Source organism: Thalassospira sp. MBR-102, from assembly GCF_040549275.1.
Lineage (GTDB): Bacteria > Pseudomonadota > Alphaproteobacteria > Rhodospirillales > Thalassospiraceae > Thalassospira > Thalassospira xiamenensis.
This window is the reverse complement of record NZ_JBEPTC010000002.1, coordinates 382,473-402,359: the sequence shown is the minus strand read 5'-3', so window position 1 is coordinate 402,359 and position 19,887 is coordinate 382,473. Positions and strand designations below refer to the sequence as shown.

21 protein-coding genes are annotated in these 19,887 nt (G+C 54.0%); 12 read left to right on the top strand and 9 right to left on the bottom strand.

From position 1 onward, the window contains the following. Positions 1–23 precede the first annotated feature (23 nt). Both ABIE64_RS05215 and ABIE64_RS05210 read left to right on the top strand, forming a co-directional pair. On the top strand, positions 24–710 hold the full coding sequence (locus ABIE64_RS05215; RefSeq protein WP_063092508.1) for a hypothetical protein: 687 nt from the start codon (positions 24–26) through the stop codon (positions 708–710). Between the two features lie 220 nt (positions 711–930). After that, positions 931–1,599 (top strand): LysE family translocator, encoded by a 669-nt coding sequence (locus ABIE64_RS05210; RefSeq protein ID WP_063092509.1) that lies wholly within the window; start codon positions 931–933, stop codon positions 1,597–1,599. A gap of 324 nt (positions 1,600–1,923) precedes the next feature. On the opposite strand, the gene ABIE64_RS05205 is transcribed toward ABIE64_RS05210, so the two are convergent. Further along, complete coding sequence (locus ABIE64_RS05205; RefSeq protein WP_007088785.1) at positions 1,924–2,271, bottom strand: MarR family winged helix-turn-helix transcriptional regulator; 348 nt, start codon at positions 2,269–2,271, stop codon at positions 1,924–1,926. 94 nt (positions 2,272–2,365) lie between these two features. Continuing rightward, positions 2,366–3,766, bottom strand: coding sequence for a leucyl aminopeptidase family protein (locus ABIE64_RS05200; protein ID WP_063092510.1), 1,401 nt, complete (start codon positions 3,764–3,766; stop codon positions 2,366–2,368). Between the two features lie 328 nt (positions 3,767–4,094). Between ABIE64_RS05200 and ABIE64_RS05195 the strand changes: the two genes are divergently transcribed. From ABIE64_RS05195 to ABIE64_RS05185, 3 genes are all read left to right on the top strand, one after another. After that, positions 4,095–4,760: a glutathione S-transferase family protein gene (locus ABIE64_RS05195; protein WP_037987612.1), complete on the top strand. Its 666-nt coding sequence runs from the start codon at positions 4,095–4,097 to the stop codon at positions 4,758–4,760. A 27-nt stretch (positions 4,761–4,787) separates the two neighbouring features. Then, entirely contained in the window at positions 4,788–5,423 is a 636-nt protein-coding gene (locus tag ABIE64_RS05190) for a uracil-DNA glycosylase family protein (protein WP_007088788.1), read from the top strand. A gap of 81 nt (positions 5,424–5,504) precedes the next feature. Continuing rightward, complete coding sequence (locus tag ABIE64_RS05185) at positions 5,505–5,795, top strand: 4a-hydroxytetrahydrobiopterin dehydratase (protein ID WP_007088789.1); 291 nt, start codon at positions 5,505–5,507, stop codon at positions 5,793–5,795. Positions 5,796–5,911: 116 nt separating this feature from the next. On the opposite strand, the gene ABIE64_RS05180 is transcribed toward ABIE64_RS05185, so the two are convergent. The 4 genes from ABIE64_RS05180 to ABIE64_RS05165 form a co-directional block, all read right to left on the bottom strand. Next, entirely contained in the window at positions 5,912–6,673 is a 762-nt protein-coding gene (locus ABIE64_RS05180) for an SDR family NAD(P)-dependent oxidoreductase (protein WP_063092512.1), read from the bottom strand. Between the two features lie 178 nt (positions 6,674–6,851). After that, positions 6,852–7,724 carry a DMT family transporter gene (locus ABIE64_RS05175; RefSeq protein WP_063092513.1) on the bottom strand — a complete coding sequence of 291 codons (873 nt, stop codon included), beginning with the start codon at positions 7,722–7,724 and terminating at the stop codon, positions 6,852–6,854. After that, entirely contained in the window at positions 7,721–8,689 is a 969-nt protein-coding gene (locus ABIE64_RS05170) for a DMT family transporter (protein ID WP_354376810.1), read from the bottom strand. Before ABIE64_RS05170 ends, ABIE64_RS05175 begins: the two co-directional genes overlap by 4 nt. After that, positions 8,690–9,706 (bottom strand): DMT family transporter, encoded by a 1,017-nt coding sequence (locus ABIE64_RS05165; RefSeq protein ID WP_354376809.1) that lies wholly within the window; start codon positions 9,704–9,706, stop codon positions 8,690–8,692. 155 nt (positions 9,707–9,861) lie between these two features. Between ABIE64_RS05165 and ABIE64_RS05160 the strand changes: the two genes are divergently transcribed. The 5 genes from ABIE64_RS05160 (at position 9,862) to ABIE64_RS05140 (ending at position 14,808) form a co-directional block, all read left to right on the top strand. After that, entirely contained in the window at positions 9,862–10,326 is a 465-nt protein-coding gene (locus ABIE64_RS05160; protein WP_007088794.1) for an Lrp/AsnC family transcriptional regulator, read from the top strand. A 236-nt stretch (positions 10,327–10,562) separates the two neighbouring features. Continuing rightward, positions 10,563–12,521 (top strand): potassium/proton antiporter, encoded by a 1,959-nt coding sequence (locus ABIE64_RS05155; RefSeq protein WP_354376808.1) that lies wholly within the window; start codon positions 10,563–10,565, stop codon positions 12,519–12,521. 113 nt (positions 12,522–12,634) lie between these two features. Beyond that, complete coding sequence (locus ABIE64_RS05150) at positions 12,635–13,594, top strand: DMT family transporter (RefSeq protein WP_063092517.1); 960 nt, start codon at positions 12,635–12,637, stop codon at positions 13,592–13,594. Positions 13,595–13,642: 48 nt separating this feature from the next. Then, on the top strand, positions 13,643–14,143 hold the full coding sequence (locus ABIE64_RS05145) for a DinB family protein (RefSeq protein ID WP_063092518.1): 501 nt from the start codon (positions 13,643–13,645) through the stop codon (positions 14,141–14,143). Then, the gene (locus tag ABIE64_RS05140) at positions 14,143–14,808 is read left to right on the top strand and encodes a LysE family translocator (protein WP_063092519.1); all 666 of its coding nucleotides are present in this window, start codon (positions 14,143–14,145) and stop codon (positions 14,806–14,808) included. Before ABIE64_RS05145 ends, ABIE64_RS05140 begins: the two co-directional genes overlap by 1 nt. Before the next feature lie 174 nt (positions 14,809–14,982). Here ABIE64_RS05140 and ABIE64_RS05135 read toward each other — a convergent pair whose 3' ends face one another. From ABIE64_RS05135 to ABIE64_RS05125, 3 genes are all read right to left on the bottom strand, one after another. After that, positions 14,983–16,209: a cation:proton antiporter gene (locus ABIE64_RS05135; RefSeq protein ID WP_063092520.1), complete on the bottom strand. Its 1,227-nt coding sequence runs from the start codon at positions 16,207–16,209 to the stop codon at positions 14,983–14,985. A gap of 31 nt (positions 16,210–16,240) precedes the next feature. Then, a complete protein-coding gene (hisN, locus tag ABIE64_RS05130; RefSeq protein WP_063092521.1) occupies positions 16,241–17,026 on the bottom strand; it encodes a histidinol-phosphatase in 786 nt (261 codons plus the stop codon). Positions 17,027–17,133: 107 nt separating this feature from the next. Continuing rightward, positions 17,134–17,841, bottom strand: coding sequence for a c-type cytochrome (locus ABIE64_RS05125; RefSeq protein WP_007088801.1), 708 nt, complete (start codon positions 17,839–17,841; stop codon positions 17,134–17,136). Positions 17,842–18,176: 335 nt separating this feature from the next. On the opposite strand from ABIE64_RS05125, the gene ABIE64_RS05120 reads away from it, so the two are divergent. Further along, positions 18,177–18,917 (top strand): 3-deoxy-manno-octulosonate cytidylyltransferase, encoded by a 741-nt coding sequence (locus tag ABIE64_RS05120; RefSeq protein WP_063092522.1) that lies wholly within the window; start codon positions 18,177–18,179, stop codon positions 18,915–18,917. Between the two features lie 81 nt (positions 18,918–18,998). Further along, positions 18,999–19,859, top strand: coding sequence for a prephenate dehydratase (locus ABIE64_RS05115; protein ID WP_007088803.1), 861 nt, complete (start codon positions 18,999–19,001; stop codon positions 19,857–19,859). Positions 19,860–19,887: the final 28 nt, after the last annotated feature.

Below are 19,887 nucleotides of genomic sequence, written 5' to 3'. Positions count from 1 at the left end.
AACGGGCTGAAAGCAAACTGTTCATGACCGAACCGGCAAGAAAACCGAAAGCGTTCAGGAACTGCCTTTTCAAATCGCTTTTGGCGATGATGATCGGGATTGCGCTGTTTGGTCCGGATGCACAGGCATCGGGCGGTGGGCAAGAGGACGCAAAGCCGTCTGAAAGTGCCGAGCCAAAAGAACCGCAAATTCCGGAAACGGTGATCGAACCGGATTCAATTGCGCTTACCGTTGTTTTGCCCAAGAGCGGCGCGATCCGGCAAATGGTGTTCTATGTCTGGCTTGAAGCATCAAGTGTTGCTGATCGTGCGGTCATCGAGCAGGCAGAGCCAAAATTATTGAATGCGTTCCTGCGAGATCTGCAACGCATCATGTATCGCGATACCCAGAACCGATACGAGAAACTTGAAGCAGGCAAACGTGGTTTTGTCTATAACGGGCCGGAGCTGATTGCACCACCGCCGCCCAAAACACCAGAAGAACTAGAAGCAGAAAAAGAAGCCTTAGAAGCGGCGAAAGAAAAGGGCGAGGAAATCAAATCCGAGCCACCGTTCTCTCCGTTCCGTCCAACAACCAATAGGTATTTTGCAGCACTTCAGAGCCGGCTTCTGGCAACCGCACGCGGCATCGTGCCGCCAGAATCAATTCGTTCGGTTCAGGTGCGCAAATTTTATGATAACTGGCCCGGCGACAAGAAGCCGGGCCGCTAAGGTTATTTCGCCCGCCTAAAGGCATACCCGCCGATACCGTATCGGTAATTCAAAACAATTTCCTTCTCCTTACCCGAATGGTTTTTGTTCGGTGTGATCCATTGCCGGGTTACCTGTTTTCAGGATGCCTGATCGGCAGATGCCAGCAGTGCACAGAGTGCACTTGTATGGTGACATGGGCGTGATATTCCGTCTTGATTGACGTAATCCGTGGAATGAAATGTCGATTGAAACATGGCTCAGCTTTTGCGCACTTGTATCGCTTATGGTGGCAACGCCCGGGCCCAGTGTCCTGATCGGCATGTCGCATTCGTTACGTTATGGACCGCGCCCGACCATGATTACCGCCCTTGGTGATGTGACCGCAAACATGATCCAGATGGTGATTGCCGCGGTTGGCTTGGGGGCGTTGCTGGCGACATCGGTGACGGCGTTTGGCGTTGTCAAATGGTGCGGCGTCGCGTTCCTGATTGTCATCGGTCTGACGGCAATCCTGCGAAAACCCAAGGCATCAAGAAATGATAACGATACCGAAATAAAAATCAGAACAGGGTTTGAGCCGGTACGAAAACGTCGGTTGTTTAGCGAAGGTTTTCTGGTTGCAGCGGGTAACCCGAAAGCGATCGCGTTTTTTGGTGCATTATTCCCGCAGTTCATCGATCCTTCGGTGGACCTTTGGTCGCAATTGGTGATCCTTGGGATCACGTTTGTGATTTTTGATTACACATTCGTAATGATGTATGCGTTTGGTGCCGCAAGACTGATGCCATGGTTGTTGAAACGTGGTGGAAAAAACACGATTGGCCGGATCAGTGGCGGTGTTTTGATTGTTGCCGCCCTGCTTTTGTCCCTGATTGACATGCCTGAAAGCGTGGCGCGGACCCGCTAGGCCGAAAGTTGGATCGGGTATTATTTCTTGGCGTCAAAGCTGCGTGTTTTGGGCTCGTGATACAGGTGATTGTCAGTAACGTTTTGATATTAAATACTAAAAATATATTCTGTTTGACGAAATACAGAAGCTTCGAACAAACCAACTGGTCTGTTTGATGCCTATTCTTACGTATGAGAAGGGAGAGTTTTAGCTTTAGGACAGATTTTCTGTCCCATTTCCCGACCTTTGGTATTCAGACCAGCTATTGGCGACAGAATATCAATTCAATTTCGCCTGACCTACTGCCACGAGACCCGAACGTCATCGGATCAAGAGATCGATCTATTCGGTTTTCTTCCCCGCGGACACGATAATATCGCCAAATTCGCGCAGGAAGACAGAACCCTTCACAGTGCGCTGAATCAGAACGGAGCGACGATCATCTTCGTCGACCTTGCGTTTGACCATGCCCAGTGAACTGAGGCGGTCAAGCGCACGTGTAATCGCTGGTTTGGAGATATTCAGGGCGTCGGAAAGGCCCCGAACGGTATGCGGGGCCGGGGTCAGATAAACAGTCAGCATAAGGGCCATCTGGCGAGCCGATAGGTCGGGAGAGTCCCGACGCACGCTTTCAACAATCGCGATACGCCAAAGGTCAAGCGCCTGAGACGGTTTGATCTCGATCGACATGCCTGTTCCCAACAATTAATTTGTTACGAATACGTAATCTGTCTACCTGACCCCTGCGCGGATGTCAAAGGTCTAATTGGGAAAATCGAAATGTTTACTTTCCGTAACGATCCGCAATGAGCTTGAAAGCGGCCCGGATTCCTTGGGCTTCGCCGCCTTCGGGACGTCCGGGACGTGCCGAAGGATTCCACGCCATCAGGTCGATATGGGCCCAGGCTTTTGCACCTTCGGCGAAGCGATCAAGGAACAGAGCCGCAATGATCGCACCGCCATAGGGCGAACCGGAAATGTTGTTCATGTCGGCCGCCTTGCTATCGAGCATCGGACGATAATCATCCCACAACGGCAAGCGCCACATCGGATCATTCAGCGCCAGACCATTTTCCAGAAGGCCATTGGCAAGGTCGTCATTGTTGGAAAACAGTGCCGGCAGGCCAAGGCCCAGTGCAACACGTGCAGCCCCGGTCAGAGTTGCGAAATCAAGCAGGATTTCGGGATCCTCGGCCGCGGCTTCGGTCAGGGCATCGGAGAGAACCAGGCGACCTTCGGCATCGGTATTGCCAACTTCGACGGTGATGCCCTTCCTGGTCTGAAGGATGTCGCTTGGCCTGTATGCCTTGCCCGAAACCATGTTTTCAACAGCCGGGATCAGAACACGCAGGCGCACCGGAAGACCCGATGCCATGATCATACGGGCCAGACCAAGAACCTGTGCCGATCCCCCCAGATCCTTTTTCATCAGAAGCATGTTGCTTGACGGTTTGAGGTCATAGCCGCCGGTGTCAAAGCAGACACCCTTGCCGACCAGTGTGACCTTGGGCGCGTTCTCATCACCCCAATGAAGATCAATCAGGCGGGGGGCACGATCGCTGCCTTTGCCAACCGTGTAGATCGCCGGGAAATTGCGTTTGTTCAGGTCTTCGCCAATGATGCTCGTCACCTTTGCGCCAAACTCTTCGCCAAGGCGACGTGCTGCGGCTTCGAGTTCTTCCGGCCCCATATCATTGGCCGGAATGTTGATCAGGTCGCGTGCAAGTCCGATACCACGCGCGATATTTTCAGCACGTTTGGTCGCATCGTTTGACGGAATGGCAAATAGCGCACGTTTCGCGGTGCTGGCTTCTGATTTGCGGTAGCGATCAAAACGATACCCGCCAAGGTAAAGACCAAGAACGGCCTTTTCGCATATGGCATCATTTTTTGTAACATCATCTGTCAGGATATATTCACCCGCGGGCAGGGCAGTCGGAAGTCCAGCAAAATCCCACTGGGTTTTGGCATCGTCGACATAGCTGATCACGATGGTCTGATAGGTACCCGCGTCACCGGCAAGGGCAAGATGGGTGCCGCGTTTGCCGTCATAGCCGGACGAGGCAATCCATGCCTGATGAGCATCGGACTGTTTGCCGAGCCATTTTTTGAAATCGGATTCTTGAACTGCCGTGATGCGGACCGGGTTGGAGGGCTTTTCAGACGAGATAATGTGATCGAACAATTTGATACTTCCCTTGTGGTGACGTGTTGGCGAGAGTGGTGGGGCTCTTGAGCAGGCAGTCTGTTTAGGCCTGTTATTGCGAGATATGACTTCGATCTTACGGATGCCACCGTCAATCGGCAATCGCCCAAAAGAAAACCCCGCATCCGGAAATATAATTCGGGATGTGCTGGGTGACTGCGACATTGATTGGCAGACCTTGAATGATCATTTGCCGGATCGCCAAAACCGAGCACGGCCCGGTGACTGAACGGCCTTGAACCGGGTTTTGAATAGCCCGATAGTGTGTTGGCCGCCCCCTTTTGGTTTGAATGAAGGATACCTTCCTATGGAAACGCGCCCCATTCTGTATATCGGTAATAAAAACTATTCTTCGTGGTCGCTTCGCGCGTGGCTGGGCCTGCGTGTGGCAGGGATCGATTTCGAGGAAAAGCTGATCCCGCTTTATAGCGAAGAATGGCATGCCAAGGCCGAAGTCGTCTCGCCGAGCAAAAAGGTCCCCGCACTTTTTGATGGCCGGAAAACCATTTGGGAAGCGTTGAGTATTCTGGAATATTTTGCGGACAGTCGACCTGATGCGATGTTGTGGCCGCTTGATCTTGATGTGAGGGCGATTGCGCGGTCTGTCTCGCTTGAAATGCATGGCGGGTTTGGTGCGATCCGCAGCAACATGCCGATGAACTTACGCAAAACATTGCCCGGGCGTGGCCGAAGCGAGATCGTCGAAAAAGAAATCGCGCGCATCTGCGAGATTTTCAAAACATGCCGCACGCAGTTTGGTCAGGGGGGAGACTTCCTTTTTGGGCATTTTTCGATTGCAGACGCGATGTTTGCGCCGGTGGTGACCCGGTTCAAAACTTATGACGTGTCGCTTGATCCCATCGGTAATGCCTATATGGAAACCATTCTTGGATTGCCTGAAATGGTGGAATGGTATCGCGACGCCATGGCCGAGGAATGGGTTGTTGCCGGTGGCGAACTTCCCGACGCATAGTTCGATACCTCAAAACAGGAGCATGCAATGGCCGGATTAACCGGCAGGCTTCCCGAAATCGATCCGCCGGGTGGTGACCCCGCACTTGACGATCTTCTGGTCAATGTCCGGGCCTGTCGGATATGCGAAAGTGCATTGCCCCTGGGCCCCAGACCTGTCGTGCGGATGGCGGCGGGTGCCAGAATCCTTGTGATCGGGCAGGCACCGGGGACGAAGGTGCATGAAACCGGGCTGCCGTGGAATGATGCATCGGGGGACCGGTTGCGCGATTGGCTGCAAATGCCGGTTGAGGATTTCTATGATCCGGGCAAGCTTGCCATCATGCCTATGGGATTTTGTTATCCCGGCCGGTTTGAACGTGGTGGTGATTTGCCACCGCGCCCCGAATGTGCACCGACATGGCATGATGCATTGCTAAAACATTTGCCCGATGTTGGATTAACACTTCTGATCGGGCAGTATGCGCAGGAACGTTATCTTGGCCCGCGCCGGGCAAAAAGCATGACCGAAACGGTACATCTATTTGCCGAGTATTTGCCAGACGGGTTACTGCCGATGCCGCATCCAAGCTGGCGCAATACCGGCTGGATCAAAAAGAACCCGTGGTTTGAAAGTGACCTTTTACCGGTGTTGCGTGAACGTGTGCATTGCCTTTTGAAGTAGGGACTGCTTTGCACCGTTCAATATTTGGCAAGTTTCCGGTGTCATGGTCAAATGGGATCAAGCAAAAAGCAGGAGGTCACAATGAGCAAACTGGACAAAACCGCCATCGAAGCTGCGCTTGTTAAACTCGATGGCTGGAAACTGGCAGAAGACGGGTTATCAATCGGCAAGGTTTACATGTTCGGTGATTTCAATTCGGCATTTGGTTTCATGACGCGCATCGCGATACAGGCCGAAAAGATGGATCACCACCCGGAATGGTTCAATGTTTATAACAAGGTGGGGGTCACGCTGACAACTCACGACGCGGGTGGCGTGACACAAAAAGACATCGATCTGGCGACTTTTGCCGAAACGGTTATCGCCCACTAGGTGCCGTGTCGGACGATAGGGGCTGATCCTTGATCAAAGCTGGAAAATAAACGCCCTGCCATTGCGGGACTGGCAGGGCGTTTTTCGTGGCAGCGGTTCCCGTTTGGGGGGCTGGCTTATTTGGGCTCCAGCCTTACCGCGCCATCGATGCGGATCGTTTCGCCATTAATCATTTCATTTTCACATATATGTAGGGCCAATCGGCCATATTCCGCCGGATCGCCAAGGCGTTTGGGGAAGGGAATGTTGGCCGCAAGTGCCTGCTGCATGTCGTCGGGCAGGGCGGTGACCATGGGCGTGCCAAACATGCCCGGAGCAATCGAAACGACACGGATGCCGTGCCGGGCCAGTTCGCGCGCTGCTGGCAAGGTCATCGCGGCAACGCCGCCCTTGGATGCCGAATAAGCGGCCTGTCCGATCTGACCTTCGTAGGCGGCGATGGATGCGGTATTGACGATAACCCCGCGTTCACCACCTTTGGTCGGTTCATTGCGGCTCATGGCGGTTGCGGCAACGCGCATCATGTTGAATGTCCCGATCAGATTGACATTGATCACGCGCGCAAATGCATCAAGATCTGCCGGGCCTTCGCGACCAACAATGCGTTCGCCTTGCAGGATGCCTGCGCAATTGACCAAAATGGATGGAATGCCTTGGGTCTTGATAACGTCGGAAATCGCGTCTTCGACGCTTTTGGCGTTTGATACATCAACCTTGTAACCGATGCCGTCAAGTTCGACTGCTGTTGTTTTGGCGCCTGCTTCATTCAGATCAAAGGCCGCAATCTTTGCCCCGGCGGCTGCAAGCACGCGCGCGGTGGCGGCGCCCAGGCCCGATGCGGCCCCGGTGACAATGGCAATGGATCCCTTGACCTGCATGACATGAAATTCCCTGTTTTGATCCCGATAAACAAATAATAGGTAATTCTATACCAAATTATTTGTTTATCGGGCAAGGGCATTTGACCGTCTGAGTTCAAGGGGAAGAGTTTGGATGTTGCGGTGTGGGTGTGGTCCCGGCTGGCCGGGTGGTTTTCGAACTGTTCAGGTTTGCTGTTCAGGCAATTTTGCGTTCACGCAAGGCAACATAGACTGCCGCTGCGATAATCAGGGCGCCACCGGGAAATATCCAGATGTCGGGGACTTCGCCAAACAGGATCAGGGCCAGAATGGCGATGATCGGCAGGCGCAAATAGGAAAATCCGACAAAGAAGCTGTAATCGGCAAATTGCAGAGCTTTGACATTGCAAACCTGCATGACGTTCATCATCGCGGCCGCCAGCACTATCAGGCCAAGCACATGCCAGCTTGGCGTTTGCCAGACAAACAGGGCCGGAATTAAGGAAACTGGCGTTGTAATCAGCATCAGGTAAAACAGAAGGGCGGTGGTGCTTTCGGTGGCAACCAGTCGCTTGGTGATGAGCCCGGCACTTGCCATGCAGATGGCTGCGGCAATTGGCAGAAGGCTTGCCGGTTGCATGGCGGCCGTTCCGGGCTGAATGATCAACCCAACACCAATAAATCCGACAAAAACGGCAAGCCAACGGTGAATGCGGATGGTTTCGCGAAGGATCAGCGCGGCCAGAATGGTGCCAAATAACGGGACGGTAAAGTTAAGTGTCGTGGCCTCGGCCAGTGGCAGATAAAGCACCGCCAAGAACCACAAACACATTTCCGATGCCGACAGAATACCGCGCAATCCAAGAAGTGGCAGGCGTTTGGTGTGTAAGGGGGCGAATCCACCGCGCATAACTACTGGTGCGATCATCAGCAGTCCGAACAGAAACCGCAGGAATACAGCCTGATAGGGGTGAAGTTCCTCGGTGGCAAAACGAATTGTCAATGTGAAGCAGGCTGCAAGAATCGCTGCCGATAGGGCATAAAAACTGGCCTGTACCGTGGCGGGTTGGTTTTTGAACCAGTTTTTCATCTGCGCTCTGACCCATTAATATTTTGTCGATTATCGCGTGACGGGGGTGGGTCAAGGTCAATCGCCGCGGCTGACGGGCCGCGATTGATCCGTCTTGCTTCTTTGGCGAGTTTGGCTTCGCGCCGTGCAATGAACAGTGCGGACCCGATGATCAAACCCGCACCGGGCAACAGCCAGATTTCAGGGACCTCACCGAACATGACCAAGGCGATGGCGACAACAAAGGGCAGGCGCAGATAGTTGAAGCCGACGACGAAACTGTAATCGTATATTCGAAAAGCATTGGTATTACAGATCTGGGTGATGTTGGCGATAAACGCACCCAGTGCCATCAAACCAAGCGCCTGCAGGCTTGGTGTCTGCCAGACGAGGAGCGCGGGGATGAATGTCAGTGGCGTGGTCAACAGCATCATGTAAAGCACGATGGTTGTACTGTTTTCAGTTTTGGACAGCGACTTGATCGTCAACCCTGCGCTGGCCATGCAAAGGGCGGCTGCAATTGGCAGAAGGCTTGCCAGTTGCATGGTTTCGCTGCCGGGGCGGATAATGATGACGACACCGATAAAGCCTGCCAGAAGGGCGGCTACGCGGTATTTTCGAACCGCTTCACCCAGAAATATCGCGGCAAGGACGGTACCAAACAGCGGGACGGTGAAGTTCAGCGTCGTTGCTTCGGCCAGCGGCATATAGGCAATGGCGGAGAACCAGAAGCTCATGGCCCCCATCGACAGCAAGGCGCGCAACAGAAACAGCGGCATCCGCTGTGTTTTCAGCTGTGCAAAACCGGACCGGAGCGCGATGGGAGCGATGAAAAGAAGCCCAAATAAGTTGCGAAAGAAAACAGCCTGCAGCGGATCGATTTCACGGGTTGCTATGCGGACAATCACCGAAAAAAGGGCGGCCATAAGCGATGCAATCACGGCGAAAACAGATGCCTGAAGATAGGGGGCAGGCTGTTGAACCACCTACGCATCAATGCGGCCTGCTTTGCTTTCGGGGGTGCTTTCCGGATCTTCGGGCGGGTTGATGGTTTTTGCCTTGGTGACCGGGATCGCCTGAGAATCCGCGGCTGCCGTTGTCGGCATACGGCGGCGGCGCTTTTCCTTTCTGGCCAGAACAGCTTCGCGGCGCGCGATATAAAGGGTTGAGCCAATGATCAGCGACGCCCCGGCCCAGGTCCAGAAATCGACGGTTTCACCAAACATGATGAAGGCAAGGGCCGCGACAAATGGCAGACGCAGGAAATCGAAGGCCATGACATAGGACTGGTCGGCCGTGCGATTGGCGCGCACAAAAAGCTGTTGTCCCGCAGTCGCCAGAACAGCGATTGCAAGAAGTACCCCAAGCTGTTCCCATGTCGGATTTTGCCAAAAGAAAAGGGCCGGGATCAGTGACAGGGGCGTCATGATCATGCCCATCCATGTCACGATGGCGTTGGCACTTTCACTGCGCGAGAGCATCTTGACCGTTGTTACGGCAAAGGCAGTAAACAGGGTCGCCAGAAGGGCAAGGATCGCACCGGTTTCAAGCGTTTGTCCGATCGGACGCACAATGATCATTGCGCCAATAAAGCCGAGTGCCACAGCCGTCCAGCGGCGCGCCCTGACGGTTTCATGAAGGATCAGGGCAGCAAGGATGGTGGTCAGGATCGGGACCGTGAAATTGATTGCAATCACCTGTGCCGCCGGGGCAATGGCAAGTGCCGAAAACAGGCATAGCATTCCGGCCAGTCCGATGACCGCCCTGATGAAATGCAATTTCAGTTTCAGCGTACGCAGACCAACCAACCGGTCGCGCAGCATACAGGGGATCATTGGGATCAACCCGAACAGATTACGGAAAAAAGCTGCTTCGAAGGGATGAACTTCGCGTGTGATGTAGCGGATAAGCACCGCCATCGCCGCAAAAAGGATTGCAGCACCGGTCATTAAAAGGGCGCCGCGAAGCGCATCGTCATCCCGAGAAACACGAAAAAGATGCATGATCATCAACGAATAAGGCTGATTTTATAAAAAATCCAGTCTTGATCAGCGAAATAGTCCTACCATTTGTTGTTGGCGACCCGAAAGTTTCATGCCTACACAGTTTTCGTGTAAGATCGTCTGATATTGATAAAAATTCTTCAGGGGGATGTTTTATGGATGCCATTGATCGCAAGTTGATCGACATTTTGCAGGATGACGCGTCTTTGTCTTATTCGGCGCTGGGGACGAAGGTCGGCCTTTCTGTTTCGGCGGTGAATGACCGTGTGCGCAAATTGCGCGAACAGGGGGTTATCAAGGCTTACCGCGTCGAAGTTGACGGCAATGCGATTGGTCGCGCACTTACCGCAATGGTCTGGTTGCGCACCGACCCGGCCAAGGGAAACAAGAAACTGGTCAAGTCGCTGATCAAGGCAGACGAGGTTCTTGAATGTCATCACATGACCGGCCGATTTGATTTTCTGTTGAAATTGCGCCTGCGCGATACTTCTCATCTTGAAAGCTTTGTGACGGATACGATCAAGGAAGTCCCCGGCGTGGTCGAGGTTATTCCGGAAATTGCCCTGTCTACAGCCAAAGAAACCGGCTTTGTTCCGGCAATGCTTGATGGCGATAAATGATTGGCTGTGCTGAATTATAACCGGTGGAGAGAATTGATTTCATTTGCCTGATATTTGACCAAATATCGGGTAATCCTGCCGCAAGAATGCCGCCTTTGCGCGCTTTAAGCACATCATTGCAAGATGAGTTGCCGTAACGCATTTCAAACTTTCCTGTCTTGGAAAACATTTGACAGGAACCTGACGGGTTTTTCGACCTGTCTCACGATAATGACAAACAGGATGGAGACGCGAGTATGATCGAATCGATGAATCTGGTGATCCTGATTGCATCGGTTCTGGTCGTTGTTGCGGTCTTTACCAGTCTGATCAGTTTCCGGGTTGGTGCACCCTTGTTGCTTGTTTTCCTGTTTGTCGGCCTTGGTGCTGGCGAGGACGGGATTGGCGGCATCAATTTCGATAATGCGCCGCTGGCTTATTTTATCGGGTCCATTGCGCTTGCGATGATCCTGTTTGATAGCGGATTTGAAACCCAGCTTCGAACCTTGAAGATTGCAGCCGCACCCTCGCTCGTACTGGCGACGGTCGGGGTCATGTTGACCACGTTTGTCGTTGGCGGGGTCACCTGGCTTGTGCTTGATGTGCCATGGCTGGTGGCCTTGTTGTTCGGGGCGATTGTCAGTTCGACGGATGCGGCGGCGGTGTTTTTCCTTTTGCGGGTGGGCGGGATAAATTTGCGCGACCGTACGCGCAGCACACTTGAAGTCGAGTCCGGTTCGAACGATCCCATGGCGGTGTTTCTGACCATTTCGCTGGTCGAACTGATCATGCAGGGCGGCGGGGATAATCTGGCGCTGGAACTGCTTGAACGGTTTGTTCTGCAAATCGGACTTGGGGCTGTTTTGGGTCTTCTGGGTGGCATGGCCATCGTCCAGATGATCAACCGGGTCAAGCTTGAACCCGCACTTGTTCCGATTGTAACGCTTGCCTGCGCGCTTAGCCTTTTTGGCGCAACCAGTATCGTTGGTGGCAGCGGCTTTTTGGCAGTTTATGTCGCCGGTCTTTATGCTGGCAACAGTCAGATGCGCATGAGTGTCGGGGTGCGCCGGTTCCAGCACGTAACCACCTGGCTGGCGCAGATCGTGATGTTTGTCACCATGGGGTTGCTTGCAACACCGTCACAGTTTGGTGATGTGATCATTCCCGGGGTTATTCTGGCGCTTGTACTGGTGTTTGTCGCCCGCCCGGTTGCGGTATGGCTTTGCCTGATGTTCTTCAACTTCTCACGCAATGATACCGCTTTTATTTCATGGGTTGGTTTGCGCGGGGCGGTTTCCATCCTGCTTGCGATCGTGCCGATGGTGGAAGGTGTTGAATATGGCCAGCTTCTTTTCAACACGGCCTTTATTGTTGTGATCACGTCGCTGCTGTTGCAGGGGTGGACAATCCGGCTGATGGCGCGCTGGCTGGGCATTATGATTCCGCCGCGACACGGGCCGGTCGATCGTATCGACCTTGAACTGCCGGGCAACGCCAATCAGGAAATTGTCGTTTATCGCGTTCACAGCGAAAGTGCGGTGGCAACCGGGCAACGCATTCCGCGCTGGGCACGGCCGAGCCTGATTTTGCGCGATGGCAAATCGTTACGCCCGCACAGTGCCGGGCGCATCGAAGGCGGTGATCAGGTTTATATCATTACCCCACCGCGCCATGTCGAACTGCTTGATCAATTGTTCGCCGGTCCGGCCGAGGGGGCAAATGACGTCGACCTGTTTGGTGATTTCAGTTTCCCACCCGATACCCGTATTGCCGATCTTGGCCGTTTGTATGGCTTTGTGGTTGGGGACGCGGACGAAGAGGCGACCGTTGCCGAAATCCTTGAACGCAACCTTTCGGGCGATATCGAACCTGGGGACCGGGTTGCCTATGGCATGGTTGAACTGATTGTTCGTCGGATCGATGATACGCACGAGATTGTCGAAGTTGGCATGGCGGTCGAACAGAAACCGGTCAAGCCCAAACGCCATCTGCCGATGTTCCATTCGCGCACAGAATTGCTGGCAATCTGGAAGGAATGGCAGCGTCGTCGCCTGCGCGAAAAAATGCGCAAGAAGCGTGGTGATGATGTTCTTGATACCGATGACGCCAAAGAACCCGGAGATGACATGTCGATTGTCGACGATGCCGCCAATGATGGCGAAAATGATGATATCGGGCCGGTGCGGGCAGAATCGGGAAAAAGCGATAAATCTTAGGGATGGGACGGAAAGTCCATTAGTATGTCTAATGGATAGATGAGTTTTGCTGGTTTGTCTGTTTGGCAAAAACTGCCCTAAATACCAACGATTGATTTCGTTGGAGTGCCGTCATGGGCCCGCTTGGATTATATAGTGTTGTCGTTCTGATCTGGGGAAGCACCTGGATCGCAATCCAGTATCAGCTTTCGGTCGGGCCGGAACTGGCTGTTGCCTATCGTTTTGTCCTGGCGGCAGTAATTTTGATGGCATGGTGTGTTATCCGCCGTTTGCCTATGCGCTATTCCCTGCGTGATCATGTGTTTATGGCGGCCCTTGGCATATGCCTGTTTTCGCTGAATTACGTACTGATTTACATCGCAAGTGCGCATTTGACGTCGGGTCTTCTGGCGGTAGTGTTTTCGACCATCGTGATCATGAACATGATTAATGGTGCGATCTTTTTCAAGCGACGCCCGGAAACCCGGACATTGATCGGGGCGGCAATCGGGCTTGGCGGGATTTCGCTGGTGTTTGCGCGCGATCTTGCAACGTTTGATCTGGCAGCAGGTGGTAGCGTTGGGTTGCTGGTTTCGCTTGCGGGCAGCTATATCGCGTCGCTTGGAAATATGGCATCGGCGCGCAATCAGGCGCGCGGCATTCCGGTCCTTCAGGCGAATGCTTATGGCATGATGTATGGCTCGATCCTGTTGATCGGATACATCCTTGTTACCGGTATTCCGTTTACCTTTGACACCAGTCCGTCCTTTGTCGCTGCGCTGATTTACCTTTCCCTGTTTGGCTCGGTTCTGGCGTTTGGCTCCTATCTGACACTTCTGGGCAAGATCGGCCCGGATCGCGCGGCATACAGTTCCGTCATGTTTCCGGTAGTAGCGCTATTACTGTCGACCTGGTTTGAAGGATTTGTCTGGGACAGCAATATCGTTCTAGGCGTTGGCCTGACTTTGCTGGGTAATATCGTGATCCTGACCAAACGGATGCCCAAACCGCCCGTCCTTGCCATGAACACAACAGCAGATGCGACAGGTGGTGCTAACCAGACGACAAGCCCCTGTGACGCAAAGGCCGGATAAAGCTTTTGAAGTGACGGGGGGAGGCGGAATCAAGATGGATGAAATATTATGAACGGAGTTGCCTACTTTCAACGCATGGCCAATTATAATGCGTGGGCGAACCAGCATATTCTGGACGCATGTGCGGGTCTTGAAGCGGGCGAACTTACCGCCCCGCGGGCTGCTTTTTTCCCGTCGATCATCAAGACACTGAACCATCTTTTGGTGGCGGATCGTCTGTGGTTGGGGCGTCTGGTCGGGGTGCCTGAACGTCTGGCGCTTGATGCCGTGCTGTACGCCGGATTTTCAGAATTCCGAACCGCGCGTAAGGCACAGGATGCCAAAATCATCGCCTTTACCGAACAACTTGACGCGGACACATTGGCAAGTGATCTGTCCTATCAATCGATGCTGGCCGGGGCATATACACTGCCGCGCGAGATTGTCTTGGCGCATATGTTCAACCACCAAACACATCATCGCGGGCAGCTTCATTCCATGCTGATCGAGGCCGGTGCCAAGTCACTTTCGATGGATCTGGTTTACTATTGCCTGGAGGTCGATGCGTGATGGCCGATCTTCTGATCCAATATACGCCGTTTCTGATTGCCGCCCTGTTGCTCAATATCTCGCCCGGGCCTGATCTGGCTTATATCAGTGCCCAGACCGCGATCCATGGTCGCAAGATCGGGGTGTTTTCCAGTCTTGGCGTTTGTTCCGGTGCGTTTGTCCATGTGGTTGCCGCAGCCCTTGGGCTTTCGGCCATTCTGGCCACATCAACACTGGCATTCTCGGTGGTGAAATGGGTTGGTGTGGCATATCTGGTGTGGCTGGGGATTGGTGCCTTGCGCAGCAGTTTTGCCAAACGTGGTCCGGATGATGCGGCATCTGAAATATCTGCGGTAAAGCGGACTCCGATACCCACCATGACAGCGTTTCACGCATGGCGTCAGGGCGCGATGATCGATGTCCTTAATCCTAAGGTCGCGATTTTCTTTATGGCGTTTCTGCCCCAGTTTGTTAACCCGGCGGCGGGGGATGGTGCGATCCAATTTCTGGTGCTTGGTACCCTGGTGAATGTCATCGGTTTTTGTGTCGAGACGGTCGTGGTGTTTGCCATCGGATTTGCCGCAACCCGCCTTCGGGCTAACGGGGCGCTCGGTATCTGGCTGCAACGTTCTCTTGGCGGGATGTTTATCGCGTTGGGTGTCCGGTTGGCGCTGACCGAGCGTTGATAATCGAATTCGTCACCCTTCGTTCCCAACCGGTTGGGAAGGATGACGATGCCGGGCTTTTGCATTCAGGCGCAAAGGTCCTTGGTCCGGATTGGTAGCCGGGCCCTCTGGATTTTGCACTCCATCCAGAGCTCTCTTACTGCAAACCAAGACTTGCGCCCGGCTGGGATATCCTCAGGACCGGGCGCCTTTTTTTGCAAGGTGACGCACCAGCATATTTGAAAGCGGGGCAGCCGACAGACCATGTGCGGTTACGCTGATGGCGACGATCATGACGGCGGCAGCAATAAGGGATTCATAGCCCTTCGGATCGATCATGGTGATCATGATCAGCAGGTAAATCACCGACGCGATGCCGCGTGGGCCAAACCAGCCGACATAGAGTTTTTCCGCCAGACTATAGGGGCTGCCGATCATGCAAATCCAGACACAAAGCGGGCGCAGGATCGCGAGGCTGACAATCGAGAAGATCAGCATCTCCCATGTCCAAAGCTGATACACAGCCGGGATAACCACCAGACCGAAAATGAAGAAGGTCAGCATGGTAAGTAGTTCTGATTCTGCTTCGCCAAAGCTTTCGATAGTTTCGCGGACCTTTTCGGAGAATATGTTCAATGCAAGACCACCAGCGAAGGCCGCGACAAAGCCGTTTCCGCCGAGCTTCTCAGACAGGAAGAAGATGAAAAGTGCTGAAAGCACGCCAAGCAAGCGTTCGAACCGGTCAAGGATGGTGTTGGTGGTAACCGCGTGATTGACGATCTGGCCGATGACATAGCCAGCCAGAAGTCCGACCCCGGCCCCGACGGAAATTTCGATGATCGCCTCGGTCAGCCAGTTGTTGCTGCCTTCACCGACAAGGTCGGCTTCGAGCAATACAACGGCTGTGAATATTGGTAAAACCAGCCCGTCATTCAGACCGCTTTCGATATTGATCCCCTGTCTGATCGGATCGGGAACCGATTTGTTTTCCAATACCGGTCGGCCAAGGGCCGCATCGGTCGGGCTTGCAATCAGGGCAAGGATCAGTGCCGGAAGAATCCCGATGGAAGGGTGAAGGCCAATGATGAAAGCCCAAGTCACACCGATGGTCAACGGCAACCCGATCAGGAGCAACCGGTTGGCAAGCCGTATGGCAGGTTTTTCCTTGCGATAGTCAAGGACAGCGGAATCAAGAAACAGAATGATCGCCAGCGTCATTTCGGAAAACCCGGTGGCGAAATGGATGCGATCAGCGAACGGGGCAAGGGGTGCTTCGTGCCATATGCCCAATGGCAATGCGATCAACGCACCGGTTATAACCATCATCATCGGCGAGGATATGTTACGCCGTTGCAGCCTGCGCGATTGCAGGCCGTAAAGCAGTCCGGTTCCCAGAAACAGGATGATGACCCATTCGAACATGATGCGGCCTAACGGAAAGCGGGCACAGAGATCAGACCGTTGCTGCCCGGATGGTCGAAAGAACGTCCTGATGGCATCGGGCGTCGCCACTCGCGATGACGGAACCGTCACTGAAAATCGTCAGCGGCTTGCCCTGCCAATCGGTCATAACGCCACCGGCACCTTCGACGACCGGGACAAGGGCACAAAAATCATAGGCCTGCAAACCACATTCAACCACGGTATCGGCAAAGCCAAGGGCAACCAACCCATAGGCATAGGCATCAACGCCATACATCGGCTGCCGACATTTGTTCGAAACTGCCTTATAGGCGCGCGCGGAGGCATCGGTGCGGAACAGCTCCGGTGCGGTGGTAAAGAAGGTGGCAGCATCAAGCGTTTCGCATTCGCGGGCGTTGATTTCGTCACCATTCATTGTGCTGGCGCGACCCATAACACCAACCCAGCGTTCATTGGTGATGGCCTGATCAATAATGCCAATAACGGGAACACCTTTGTGGCACAGGGCAATAAGTGTTGCGAAACTTGGCTTGCCAGCGATGAATGACTTGGTGCCATCAATCGGATCAAGGACCCAGACAAAATCGGCATCAATATTGTGGTGGCCATGTTCTTCGCCAAGAATTCCGTGATCGGGAAGTTCCGCAATCAGGATTGCCCGCATCGCGGTTTCAACTTCGCGGTCGGCAATGGTCACCGGGCTTGCATCGGCCTTGACGTCCACGGCAACAGGGGTGCGGTAATACTGGTGCACGACCGGACGGGCGGTATCGGCCAGTTTGTGGGCGATCTCCAGAAAGTGGTCGAGATTTTCCATTAAAACGCATTCCTTGTTTTGAAACGATTAGTGGCAAACGAAAACAGGGGACAGTTACCTGTCCCCTGTAAAAAATCAATCGATTATCCGGTGAATTTCCCACCCCTTTATTGGGCGGGTGCTTCACCCTCTGCTGCGGGCTCTGCCGGTGCATCAGCGGCAGGTGCTTCTTCAGCAGGGGCATCGTTGGACTCCGCGGCCTCGGCCGGGGTATCTGCTGCTGCATCTGCTGCGGCGTCGGTGCCTTCAGCTGCGGTGGCTTCTGCCGGATCAGGATAAGGCAGCGGATTGTCCGACTTGCTGTTAAGCCATGCGATGACAGCAGCGCGATCTTCGGCCTTTTTCAGACCCCCGAAGCTCATTTTCGTGCCTTCGACATAATCGCGCGGCTTGTACAGGAAGTGGTTCAGTTCTTCCCAGCCCCAGGTTCCGCCATGGTTCGCCATGGCGTCGGAATAGGCGAAGTCATCCTTGTGGGCGAACTTGTTACCGACGATGCCATAAAGGTTCGGGCCGGTTTTGTTCGGGCCGCCATTCTCGGTGTCGTGGCAGGATGCGCATTTTTTGAAGACTTTCTCGCCTTCGGCAAGGTCAGCTGATGCCAGCAATGCAAAAATCGGTTCTGGTCCAGCCGGCTCTGCCGGTGCGGCAGCCGGTGCGTTGGCACCAGCCATCAGATCCTCGGAGAACGGGTAAACGGGCGTTTCCAGTTCTTCGGGGTGCACAAGAGCACTTCCGATCTTGCCAACAACTATAACCAAAAGCACAGCACAGATAACACCGGCGACGATCTTGTTGATTTCCATCGTTTTCATGACGGGATCCCTACAGCCTAATCACTCTCAGGTTTCTTTTTAACAGCTGACCCATGCGCCCCCAAAACGCTCTTAAAGATCACAAGAACGCGCATGCGACAGCAGGTCAGACCGGTCGGAGGGAAACTATACGTTTCAGAGATTTGCATCAACCTTTCTTAAACATAAAGGCGAAAACAGACGAGATATACCTTCGTCATATTCAATTCCGTCTTTCGCAGAATCCCCAAAACCGGCTATTGTCCCGCCGATTCACGACATTGCTTCTTGCACAGGTGATCAGACGCGCGCTTTGCGCGAGATCAAAGCAGGATCAAGCCAGACCGGAGGCCTATATGACTACGCCGCGCAACCCCGTTGTCGTTATTCCTGCCCGTATGGCATCGACACGCCTGCCCAACAAGCCGTTGGCTGATATTCACGGCGAACCGATGATTGTTCATGTTTGGCGCCGGGCAACCGATGCAGGAATCGGTCCGGTTATCGTCGCGTGCGCCGAACAGGAAATTGCCGACGCGGTAACGGCGGCTGGTGGTATTGCCGTTTTGACCGATCCGGATTTGCCAAGCGGATCGGATCGGGTGCATCAGGCGTTGCAAAGCTTTGACCCGGATGGAAAATACGACGCCGTGGTCAATGTTCAGGGTGATCTTCCGACGATTGATGCAGCCGATATTCGTGCGGTTTTTGAGCCGCTTGTCGATCCGAATGTCGACATCGCGACTCTGGCGGCTGAAATCACGCGGCAAGAAGAACGTACAAATCCCAATGTGGTGAAGGCGGTAGCGGCCTTTGGTGCCGGTCGTGTGGCGCGTGCGCTTTACTTCACGCGGGCAACGGCCCCGCATGGCGACGGGCCGCTTTACCATCATATCGGTCTTTACACCTATCGCCGGGCAGCACTTGACCGGTTTGTAAGTCTTCCACCGGCCGAACTTGAAAAGCGTGAAAAGCTTGAGCAGCTGCGCGCACTTGAAAATGGCATGGTGATCGCGGTTGCGCTTGTGAACGGCGTACCGCTTGGCGTCGACACCCCGGAAGACCTTGAACGCGCACGACTTGTGCTGGGCTCGTAATTAGGCTTTTCTATGTTTTGTCTGGCGGTAAAGCCGCGGGGCATGACATGGAAATCATATTAGATATCAGGAAACAACCAGATGACTGCCCAACAACGTATCGCTTTTCAGGGAATGCACGGTGCCTACTCCGATCAGGCAGCGCGGCGCGCCTTTCCCGGTGCGACAACCGTGCCTTGCCGGACGTTTGAGGGCGCATTTGGTGCATTGCGCGATGGTGATGTCGATCTGGCGGTGATTCCGATTGATAACACTCTGGCCGGTCGTGTGGCGGATGTTCACCACATTTTGCCTGACTCTGGGGCGCATATCATTGGCGAGACGTTCCTGCGCATCAACCACGCGCTTGTCGCAGTTCCCGGTGCCAGGATTTCGGATATCAAGGAAATCCGAAGCCACGTTCACGCGCTGGGCCAGTGCCGTAAAATCCGTCAGGAACTTGGCGTGAATACCGTTGTCGGGCCAGATACGGCAGGCTGCGCAAAGGAAGTGGCCGATCTGGGCGATAAAAGCATTGCTGCGATTGCCCCGGTTCTGGCCGCAGAGATTTATGGCCTTGATGTGCTGCGCACCGAGGTCGAAGATGCGGCACATAATACGACCCGTTTCATCATTCTGGCGCGCGAGCCGCTTGATATCGCCAATGACGGCACGCCGGTAGTGACAAGCTTTGTCTTCCGCGTCCGTAACGTTGCGGCGGCCCTTTACAAGGCGCTTGGCGGTTTTGCGACCAATGGGATCAACATGACCAAGCTTGAAAGCTATATGGTCGAGGGGCATTTCACCGCAACCCAGTTCTTTGCCGAGGTCGAAGCCCATCCAGAACAGCTTGGTCTGCGCCATGCGCTTGAAGAACTTCAGTTCTTCTCGCACGAGGTCCGGATTTTGGGTGTTTACCCGTCTCATTCCTTCCGTCGGGAAAATGATCTTCCCGCCGAATAGATCGGCTTAGATCCTTTTCGATAAAGAA

Bases quoted from the DNA above. Each gene is read 5' to 3' on its own strand.
- ABIE64_RS05190 (WP_007088788.1), top strand. From the start codon at position 4,788: ATGGCCGGATTAACCGGCAGGCTTCCCGAAATCGATCCGCCGGGTGGT.
- ABIE64_RS05150 (WP_063092517.1), top strand. From the start codon at position 12,635: ATGGGCCCGCTTGGATTATATAGTGTTGTCGTTCTGATCTGGGGAAGC.
- ABIE64_RS05160 (WP_007088794.1), top strand. From the start codon at position 9,862: ATGGATGCCATTGATCGCAAGTTGATCGACATTTTGCAGGATGACGCG.
- ABIE64_RS05140 (WP_063092519.1), top strand. From the start codon at position 14,143: ATGGCCGATCTTCTGATCCAATATACGCCGTTTCTGATTGCCGCCCTG.
- ABIE64_RS05215 (WP_063092508.1), top strand. From the start codon at position 24: ATGACCGAACCGGCAAGAAAACCGAAAGCGTTCAGGAACTGCCTTTTC.
- ABIE64_RS05175 (WP_063092513.1), bottom strand. From the start codon at position 7,724: ATGAAAAACTGGTTCAAAAACCAACCCGCCACGGTACAGGCCAGTTTT.
- ABIE64_RS05185 (WP_007088789.1), top strand. From the start codon at position 5,505: ATGAGCAAACTGGACAAAACCGCCATCGAAGCTGCGCTTGTTAAACTC.
- ABIE64_RS05180 (WP_063092512.1), bottom strand. From the start codon at position 6,673: ATGCAGGTCAAGGGATCCATTGCCATTGTCACCGGGGCCGCATCGGGC.
- hisN (WP_063092521.1), bottom strand. From the start codon at position 17,026: ATGGAAAATCTCGACCACTTTCTGGAGATCGCCCACAAACTGGCCGAT.
- ABIE64_RS05205 (WP_007088785.1), bottom strand. From the start codon at position 2,271: ATGTCGATCGAGATCAAACCGTCTCAGGCGCTTGACCTTTGGCGTATC.
- ABIE64_RS05165 (WP_354376809.1), bottom strand. From the start codon at position 9,706: ATGCATCTTTTTCGTGTTTCTCGGGATGACGATGCGCTTCGCGGCGCC.
- ABIE64_RS05135 (WP_063092520.1), bottom strand. From the start codon at position 16,209: ATGTTCGAATGGGTCATCATCCTGTTTCTGGGAACCGGACTGCTTTAC.
- ABIE64_RS05210 (WP_063092509.1), top strand. From the start codon at position 931: ATGTCGATTGAAACATGGCTCAGCTTTTGCGCACTTGTATCGCTTATG.
- ABIE64_RS05155 (WP_354376808.1), top strand. From the start codon at position 10,563: ATGATCGAATCGATGAATCTGGTGATCCTGATTGCATCGGTTCTGGTC.
- ABIE64_RS05195 (WP_037987612.1), top strand. From the start codon at position 4,095: ATGGAAACGCGCCCCATTCTGTATATCGGTAATAAAAACTATTCTTCG.
- ABIE64_RS05120 (WP_063092522.1), top strand. From the start codon at position 18,177: ATGACTACGCCGCGCAACCCCGTTGTCGTTATTCCTGCCCGTATGGCA.
- ABIE64_RS05115 (WP_007088803.1), top strand. From the start codon at position 18,999: ATGACTGCCCAACAACGTATCGCTTTTCAGGGAATGCACGGTGCCTAC.
- ABIE64_RS05125 (WP_007088801.1), bottom strand. From the start codon at position 17,841: ATGAAAACGATGGAAATCAACAAGATCGTCGCCGGTGTTATCTGTGCT.
- ABIE64_RS05145 (WP_063092518.1), top strand. From the start codon at position 13,643: ATGAACGGAGTTGCCTACTTTCAACGCATGGCCAATTATAATGCGTGG.